This window comes from Pseudoalteromonas sp. S3178 (assembly GCF_005886985.1).
Taxonomy (GTDB): Bacteria; Pseudomonadota; Gammaproteobacteria; order Enterobacterales; family Alteromonadaceae; genus Pseudoalteromonas; species Pseudoalteromonas carrageenovora.
The window spans coordinates 1-8,546 of sequence record NZ_PNCW01000082.1 but is presented as its reverse complement, the minus strand read 5'-3'; the positions used below and the strand labels follow the sequence as shown (position 1 = coordinate 8,546).

At 38.9% G+C, this 8,546-nt stretch carries 10 protein-coding genes; 2 read left to right on the top strand and 8 right to left on the bottom strand.

The window, feature by feature from the left end:
- The coding region (locus CWC11_RS18635) for an HvfA family oxazolone/thioamide-modified RiPP metallophore (RefSeq protein ID WP_502704803.1) at window positions 1–233 on the bottom strand (233 nt) is incomplete at its 3' end.
- Window positions 234–467: 234 nt separating this feature from the next.
- Here CWC11_RS18635 and CWC11_RS18630 point away from each other — a divergent pair.
- Both CWC11_RS18630 and CWC11_RS18625 read left to right on the top strand, forming a co-directional pair.
- Window positions 468–1,448: a tRNA-dihydrouridine synthase gene (locus CWC11_RS18630; RefSeq protein WP_138683890.1), complete on the top strand. Its 981-nt coding sequence runs from the start codon at window positions 468–470 to the stop codon at window positions 1,446–1,448.
- 58 nt (window positions 1,449–1,506) lie between these two features.
- Complete coding sequence (locus CWC11_RS18625) at window positions 1,507–1,833, top strand: TraR/DksA C4-type zinc finger protein (RefSeq protein WP_138683889.1); 327 nt, start codon at window positions 1,507–1,509, stop codon at window positions 1,831–1,833.
- 30 nt (window positions 1,834–1,863) lie between these two features.
- Here CWC11_RS18625 and CWC11_RS18620 read toward each other — a convergent pair whose 3' ends face one another.
- The 7 genes from CWC11_RS18620 to CWC11_RS18590 all read right to left on the bottom strand — a co-directional run bounded on the left by CWC11_RS18620 (window position 1,864) and on the right by CWC11_RS18590 (window position 7,949).
- Complete coding sequence (locus CWC11_RS18620; protein ID WP_138683888.1) at window positions 1,864–2,913, bottom strand: hypothetical protein; 1,050 nt, start codon at window positions 2,911–2,913, stop codon at window positions 1,864–1,866.
- 62 nt (window positions 2,914–2,975) lie between these two features.
- Complete coding sequence (locus tag CWC11_RS18615) at window positions 2,976–4,235, bottom strand: tetratricopeptide repeat protein (RefSeq protein WP_138683887.1); 1,260 nt, start codon at window positions 4,233–4,235, stop codon at window positions 2,976–2,978.
- A gap of 11 nt (window positions 4,236–4,246) precedes the next feature.
- Complete coding sequence (locus CWC11_RS18610) at window positions 4,247–4,864, bottom strand: energy transducer TonB (RefSeq protein ID WP_058548850.1); 618 nt, start codon at window positions 4,862–4,864, stop codon at window positions 4,247–4,249.
- Entirely contained in the window at window positions 4,864–5,268 is a 405-nt protein-coding gene (locus CWC11_RS18605; RefSeq protein ID WP_006792384.1) for an ExbD/TolR family protein, read from the bottom strand. Before CWC11_RS18605 ends, CWC11_RS18610 begins: the two co-directional genes overlap by 1 nt.
- A 14-nt stretch (window positions 5,269–5,282) precedes the next feature.
- Entirely contained in the window at window positions 5,283–5,807 is a 525-nt protein-coding gene (locus CWC11_RS18600) for a MotA/TolQ/ExbB proton channel family protein (protein WP_058548849.1), read from the bottom strand.
- On the bottom strand, window positions 5,807–7,171 hold the full coding sequence (locus tag CWC11_RS18595) for a MotA/TolQ/ExbB proton channel family protein (RefSeq protein ID WP_138683886.1): 1,365 nt from the start codon (window positions 7,169–7,171) through the stop codon (window positions 5,807–5,809). The genes CWC11_RS18600 and CWC11_RS18595 overlap by 1 nt, the downstream gene beginning before the upstream one ends.
- A 7-nt stretch (window positions 7,172–7,178) precedes the next feature.
- Window positions 7,179–7,949, bottom strand: coding sequence for a DUF3450 domain-containing protein (locus tag CWC11_RS18590; RefSeq protein ID WP_058548847.1), 771 nt, complete (start codon window positions 7,947–7,949; stop codon window positions 7,179–7,181).
- Window positions 7,950–8,546 lie beyond the last annotated feature (597 nt).

Genomic DNA, 8,546 nt, shown 5'->3' with positions numbered 1-8,546 from the left:
TTTGCGTCACCGCCGCATTTGCCTTCGCCGCACTTACCTTCTTTTTTATCTTTTGCGTCGCCGCCACATTTGCCTTCGCCACATTTACCTTCTGCAGCATCTAATTGGTAACCAGTAACAAGCTCTTGAAACTCAAATGGGTTAGCTTGAACATCTGCAGATACAAAACTTGCAGAGCCAACAACTACTGCACCTAAAGTTAACGCGATTGTATTTTTTTTAACTGTATTCATATTATGACTCTCTTTTATCAAGGATTATATTCTAAAGCTACTTACGCAATTTTTACATTTGTATGTAGTTGGTATAATTAAGTAGACCTGACTGGTAATAATATCTTTCATTTATTTTCATTTTTTTTACTATTCACTTTATTCAAATAAATATGGACGACAAATACAGATTTATCAATTTAAGATTTACGGTTAAACTATGCGTCCAATTTTTAGCAAAACATTAAATATTTTATGAAGCTTGTTTTAGCGCCTATGGAAGGTGTTGTTGATTTCAAAATGCGCCAGTTACTCACTGATATAGGTGGATTCGACTTATGTGTAACTGAATTTGTGAGAGTTGTAGAAGCATGCTTACCCGATAAAGTATTTCATAGATTTTGTCCTGAGCTTCATAATAATGGTTATACCCGTGCAGGAACGCCTGTACGCGTACAATTACTTGGACAAGAAGCTAACCCTCTTGCTGAAAATGCAATAAGAGCAATCGCGCTCGGCTCTCATGGCGTTGACCTTAACTTTGGTTGCCCTGCAAAAACGGTTAATAAAAGCCGTGGTGGCGCAGTATTACTAAAAGATCCTGAACACATGTATACCATTATTAAAGCAGTAAGAGATGCTGTAGATAATGAACATGAGGTAAGCGCAAAAATTCGTCTAGGGTTTGATGATGATTCTAATAGCCAAGAAATAGTTGATGCAGTAGTAAGTGCTGGTGCAAATAGCGTTGCAATACATGCTCGCACCAAGCGAGATGGTTATAATCCTCCTGCATACTGGGAAAAGATCCCTCCTATTATAAAAAACAAAAATATTGCAGTGGTTGCCAATGGTGAGATTTGGCAAGTTGAGGATGCTTTACTGTGCCAAAAACGCAGCGGGTGCACTGATTTGATGCTTGGCCGAGGTGCTCTTTCTCATCCTGACTTAGCAAAAAAAATCAAAGCTCATGTTAATAATGAACAATATAATGCTTTAGAGTGGGAACATATAATTTATCATCTAATTCATTCTGCTATTCATCAAGACCCAGCAAAAGACGAAAAGTATTTTGCATCGCGAACTAAACAATGGCTTGGCTACTTAAAACGCCAATATCCTCAAGCAGTTGAGCTATTTGATGAAATTAGACGCTTAAAAAGTAAAGAAGATGTGGCAAGTGTATTAAAAAAATATGCCAAAGCACCGCAACTTGATTCAAATCATAACGGTTAAGTTTAAACCCTAGATAATATCAGTATAACGATAAGCTAATTTTAAAGGTTATACTGATATGAACCATCAGCAAAAACTCGATGATGAGATAACTAAAGTCCAATCAGCTATAATGGCAATGCTGTCTGAATCCCCCCACTCATGTTACCAGCAATTAAAGTGTGAATTATTGACCATTGGAAAAAATGATTGGCTTGACCATGTTGCGCAAAAACTCGGACCTGAATACACCCCTTTAATAAATAGAATGACTCAACTTGAGGCTGCAATAAGCCAAATTGATATAGGCCAGTATGGATATTGCTGCGATTGCGAAAAAGAAATACCCGCAGCCTTACTTGAAAAGGATCCAGCAGCGCAGCGCTGTGATAAGTGCGCTAAATAAGCGTACTTACCACATTAGCTTTGCTAATAATCATAACGTTGTTGATGCAAAACTAAATGACTGCCCTGGATATAAAATAATATCTTCCACTAGATACTGCGCAAACTCTGGGCTTATTTTTAATCTTTTGATTAAGTTTACCTTAGCCTGAGGTAGTGTCCATGCGTGATAGTGAATACCAACATCAGTTTCCATCATCACTAGCATTAAAGCACTATTAGAAGCAGAAGCATTCATGTTAGCTGCCATTGATGGTAAATCGAGGTAATGGCTTTGCCAATCTAGACCTGGTATTTGTTTACTACTTTTAACAGCTTGAACTAAAAAAGAATATTCATGTGTTTTAGGGACATCTATATTAGATATAGATTCTGTAACTTTTAACATATTTATTTTTTTATTAAGTAATGAAGCCCATTCAAGTGGAGAGTGAACATCGCCACTAAAATAATTAAGCTTACTTTGATACCACTCGCTACCATTAGCAAGACCGCGAAGCCCTACACTCCCGCGAACCTTGTAATTACTTAAATACACGCTAAATGCCCTTAAATGGCTGAGCAGAGCACCTTGAACTTTATTATTTTTAAGTGTTTCATCAACATACGAATTTAATAAAGACAGCTCAACTTTATTTAGCTTCAAATTACTCTGTTTAGCACTATCTAATTGGTCTTGAGTCAATTTTAGCCATTTAATAATGTTGTCTGGTTTGTGTTTTGTACCATCAAAAGCAAGCATGTTTTCAAGTACGTTTATCTGAGCTGGCCAATTAAAGTAACGCTCAGGAAATCGCTCAGCAATAACTAAATAGTTAACTTGAGCAATTTGATTCGATTCAAGCTGCATACCCATTAAGCTTTGGTAAACAGCATGGCGCTTAGCCAAATACGCATCAGAGAAAACGAGTTGCTCGTCAGTTAACGTATCTATTTTTATTGTTTTTGTTTGTACAAGCGCGGTATTTAGAGACTTTAAAGCCGTCTGCGCGTCTTCAAATGATGTAAATTGTTGAGGTTGCTTTGAGCATGCAGCTAAAAACAGACACATAAATGATAAAAATGAGAACGTTTTATACATAGTTTTTCCAATAAAAAAAGCCCCTGAGGGGCTTTTTAATAAGTTGCTTAAGCTAATTAAAGTTAAATTTTAACACCGTTGCGAGCGGCTTTATCTTTAATATAAGTAGACCAACCTTTAGCAAACTTACGAGTGCGTGGGTCGTCCATAGCTTTAGTAATAGCAGCATATGCTTGCTTATACTTACCTTGGTAGTAATACGCTTCAGCTAAGTCTGAATAAATAGTACCTTTTTTGTCAGAACCAAGTTCTAACGCTTTGTTCAAACGAACAACAGCAGCACTGAATTTTTCAGATTGTAAAAGTAATGAACCTGCTTTGCGGTAAAGCTCAGCATCTTCATCAAATTTAGCAGCTTCTTCGTAATACTTAGCAGCTTTTTCTAGATTCTTAGAGCGATGGTAGTTACTCGCAATCGCGCTAACATTCTGCTTAGTACGTTTTACTTTATCTCCTTTAACGGCCTTTTCTAGCGTTATAGCTGCTTTAAAAGGAATCTCGTTTAAAGAGTAAAAGTTTGATAAAACTTTATATTCAACTTCATTTTCAAAGTAACCGTTCTTGTATGCAACTTCCATAGTTGCTAGACCTTTAGAATAGTCTTCGGTTTGTAGGTAATATTTACCTAAGCTAACCCAAGCCTTTTTATCTTCTGGCCACACACGAACAATCTCTTCGCCAATCTTAACCATGTTTGCATAATCTTTTAACTCAAAGTATGCACCTAGTTTTAATTGGTAAGGGCCTTTATTAGGCTCTTTTTGAAGTTTAATTGCTTTATCTGCTGGTTCAAAAACATCACGGTATTGCTCTAACTGGTAGTTAGCTTGAGCAATACGCGTATAAACTGTTGGATCTTCTTCACCTGTAAAGTCCATCCAAGCTACATAAGCTTTTTTGGCTTCTTGGTACTTTTCAGTACCGGCGTATAAATCACCTAACAGCTTTAGTGTCTGTTCTTGGTCAGCAAAGTTTAAAACATCAGGCGCAACTGCTTGCTTAGCGTATTTGATCGCATCGGCATACTTTTCTTTTTGAGCGTACATGCTACCTAAGTAACGATTTACGGTCGCTTTATCAAAGTCATTCGAAGGTTCAATCTCTCTAAGCAAAGCAATAGCTTCATCAACTTTTTCTTCGTTGTAAAATTCAAATGCTTTAATTACTTTTTTACCAGTACGCTCGCCCATGATTTTAGTTTTTGCTTTCTTACGCTCTTCAATCTTTGCGTAATCTGGCGCCGCTAAAACAGATGCACTTAATGTAGCACCTGACACAGACATAAGAATTGCAAGAGCAGTTACTTTAGAAAAATTTCTCATTACTCGCCTCCTTAGTTGCCTTGGTTAAGTTTAAAGTCTAGTTGAACTTGTAAACCTGGTTGTTTTTGTGGTTTCCCGTCAATGATCTTAGGACGGTATTTCCACTTACGCAGTGCACGTTTAGCTTCACGGTCAAAGATACGTTTAGGATCAGCGTCGATTACTTCAACGTCGGTCACACCACCTAACTCATCAATTGTGAATGAAAGTTGAACCCAACCTTCTTTACCATCACGCGCTGCTTGCGTTGGATATTTTGGTTCAATACGAACGATAGGTGTCGCATCACCATCTCGTCCAAATGCACCTGGACCACTTAGTCCACCAGCTGAACTACCTACATCAATGCTACCCATGTTAAATGACATAGCACCAGGGTTAGGATTATTATTTTCCGGCTGTGGCGGCTGCGGTTTAGGCGGCTGCTTTGGCGGTGGCGGAGGTGGAGGCGGTACACGCTTCCTCTCCTGCACCTTAGATTCAGGCGGATTCGTCATTATTTCGACTATGATCTGCTCTTTTTGTTCCGTATTACGGTCAGCCCCACCAGAGATGAGGTAAGCCATGAAGTAGAACAAGCCGAAAGTAACTGCCCCACCTGCAATCAGTGAAAACAGAAAACGAATCATTACTGATCTCCAGCTATTGAAATTCTTAGGTTATCACCCGTCGCTTTGATCTGGTCCATAACTTTAACCACTGTGCCGTGTTTTGCTTCTTTATCAGCTTGCAAAATTACAACATCAGTAGGTTGTTCTGCTAATAAACTTTCGATTTTCGCTGAAACACGTTCAACGTCAACCTGCTGTTTATCAATCCAGATAGCACCATCACTACGTATAGCAATAAAAATGTTAGCATTTTTTTGCTTCGTAGCTTGAGCCGCTTTAGGTTTATTGACCTCGATACCAGCCTCTTTAACGAACGATGTAGTTACGATAAAGAAAATAAGCATGATAAATACGATGTCAAGCATCGGCGTCATATCTACCGCTGCTTCTTCTTCTTCACGAAAACGTTGTTTACGTGCCATATTTAATTCTCTCTCTAGTGATGAGGCATGCTATCTACAAGTTTGGCTTTCACCATTCTCGCTCTTGCCTCAAGGCGTGAGCTAAAGAAAACTCCAGATAGTGCCGCAACCATTCCAGCCATTGTTGGGATTGTTGCCATTGAAATACCTGATGCCATTAAACGTGCATTACCAGTACCTTGAGTTGCCATGGTTTCGAAAACCGCGATCATACCCGTTACAGTACCAAGTAAGCCTATTAAAGGACAAATAGCTACTAATGTCTTAATCAACAACATACGCTGATCTAATTTTTCAGACGCTTCAGAAATCCATGCTTCACGGATTCTGTGTGCGTACCAAGACGTAGTGTCTTGGCGGGCATCCCACTTGGCTACAATGTCCTTCGTCAAACGAGGAAATTCAGCAAGTAGGAACCAATAGCGCTCAATCATTAAAACCCACATAAGAAAGAGTGCTATCGCGACCACGTATAAAACCTGACCGCCTGTGCCAACAAAATCCCTGATAGATTCCCATATCTCCATCAGGACTAGCATTAGGCTTTCTCCTTCTCCGCGTGAGTAGCGATGATACCAGCGCTTTGCTCATCAAGGATATGTAATACCGACTTACTACGACCTGCAACAATTGAGTGAAGTAGGATAAGTGGTAGTGCTGCGATAAGACCTAGCGCTGTAGTTACAAGAGCTAGAGAGATGTTACCTGCCATGATCTTCGGATCACCCGTACCGAACAATGTGATTGTTTGGAACGTTAAGATCATACCGATTACAGTACCTAGTAGGCCAAGTAATGGTGCGATTGCAGCAAGAATCTTGATGATGTTGATACCAGCTTCAACACGTGGAGTTTCACGTAAAATAGCTTCATCAAGTTTAAGTTCAAGGTTTTCAACATCTTGAGTCTTGTTGTCATGGTACACTTTAAGAATACGACCCAGTGGGTTGTTTGTATTCGGTGTAGACAAGTTCTTAAGCTGAGACTTGATCTTAGAAGTAGTAAGCGCTAAATCAACAAAACGTACTAAGAAGATTAATAGACCTACAGCTAATAGTACTGTGATGATGTAACCAACTTCAGCACCTTGCTCGTAGTATTCCATAAGCGTTTTCTTCTGGGTGTTGATACGTAAGATTGCACCACGAGTCGGGTCAACGTATACGCCAGCATAGTTATCTGCAGAAGTACCTTCAAGATCAGAAATACCATCTAAAATGTAGCTATCAGGTTGCTTACCTAAAGGCTGAATAGACTTAGTCTCTGGCGAGTAGATTAAGTAACCTTCGTCTGTAACTAAGTTAAAGTTACCGATACGAGTTACTTGCTTCATTGAAGCATTACCGTCAAGACCAGCAACTTCAGTTTCAAAAGTAGAAACTTTAGCTGACTCAGTCATTTCTGTTTGAAGTGAAATCCAAAGTTCTTCAAGTTCACGAACTGTTGGAAGTTCTTTAGCAGCTGCTAATGAACGTAATACTTCAGCACGACCTGGCTTTTCAGCACTTACTAGTGAAGCTTCGATAGAACCGATAGCGTCTTGAGCTGCACGACGTACAACACCAAACATTTCACCAAGTGTACCTTGAGCGTTTTGAAGAGCTTGCTCTTTTTCAGCTAAAGTATTTTCGTTTTGTGCATATTGCTTAGCTAAGCTATCACCACGTGCTTTTTCAGCAGCTAGTTGGCTTTTCGCTTTGTTAAGTAATGCTTGCTTGTCAGCACGTTCTGAAAGGAATTCTTGCTCACGTTGCTTATTGATTTTACCTTCAGAGATACGCTCTTGCTTAACTTGCTCAAGAATTTTATCTAAAGCACCAGTATTTGCGTGTGCATTAAGCGCGGTACCTGCAGAAACAGATAGTACTGCTGCAACAGCAAAACCTTTAAATAGTTTCTTCATTATTTAATTACTCCGCGCCAAAAATTGGTAGTTTAACAAGTTCTAGTGTCGCTTGCTTACGCGCCATACGGATCACTTCTTTAACTGATTTTAGGTATTCATCACCTAACTTCTTCCACTCTTTAGTGTTGTTATCCCACACCCAAGCGTGTTTTAAGTCAAAAGACTGTGCTACGTATGAAATACGACCTAAACGACCGATATCAACGTTAATGTTCTTGCCATCAACTTCTAAAGTACCTTGTGAAGCTGTTACAGCTGAACTGTAAGCAGTTTCTACTGTGTACGCTTCTAGAACTTGGCGGAATTTCTCTGACGTCGTTACAGACGCAGAAGCCATGATGTCGCGAAGTTTCTCAACACGTCCAAGACGCGTTTCAAGATTAAATGGAACGTCCGCTTTGATGAATTGCTCAAGCGTATCGATCATGCGATACATCAAAGGCACAACGTTTTGCTTTGTGTTGTCAATTGTAGCGATTTGACGGTCAAACGATTCGATAGAAGCGTTTTGGTCAGCGACCAAACGTGCTACGTGATCGTTGTATACTTTCATAAGTTCAGTCTCATCAACAACGCTACGGTACTCAGCGATTAGCTCCTGAGTTTGACCATATACATTGTCAATTTTAGTTTGAGACTTAACAGCAGCCTTTTGAATTTGTTGACCTGCTTTTTGCACGTCATTCAAAGGATCTGCAATCACATTGCTGCTTGCAAATGCAAAAGCGCCAACCAACGCAGTTGCTACAAGACTCTTTCTGATTTTAACAGACATAGTTCCCAACCAATTAAGTAATGTTACTTTTATAATTTAATTATCCTCCGAGGAGAACAACCCTGATATCTTTTAATAGATATCAACCTACCAATAATGCTAAATGCAATTGATGCTGTCAACTTGATGTTTGCTGATATCAGTAAATAAATAGCGAAGATAAAGGTTGCACTAAAGTATTAGCACACAACTGTTAACATTATTGCAACGACAATTTTTTTTGATATATCAATTAAAGCCTTTTGAGGGGGGTATTTATTCGCATTACACTGACAAACAACAACATAATTGTAACATTTAACCAAAACTGAATTCGCACTGAAAAAAACTCAAAAAAAAACGATACAATTATAACAAAAGTTATTTTTTAAACTTACTCGGTACATTTCCCCACCTTTTTTACACTTCGTCCTATAAAACAAACCGTTTGTCGCACAAAAAAACAACAGCGTGCGGTTTTAGTATCACTTGATTGAGTAGAGCAAAGCCATTTTGAAAATATAGATAAAAGCTTTGCTTCTATTTATATTTCGCACTCCTACCCCAGGGCGTGTTGAACTTTGATGGTTGAATTTACAGCAGTATGTTTGGTTTTTA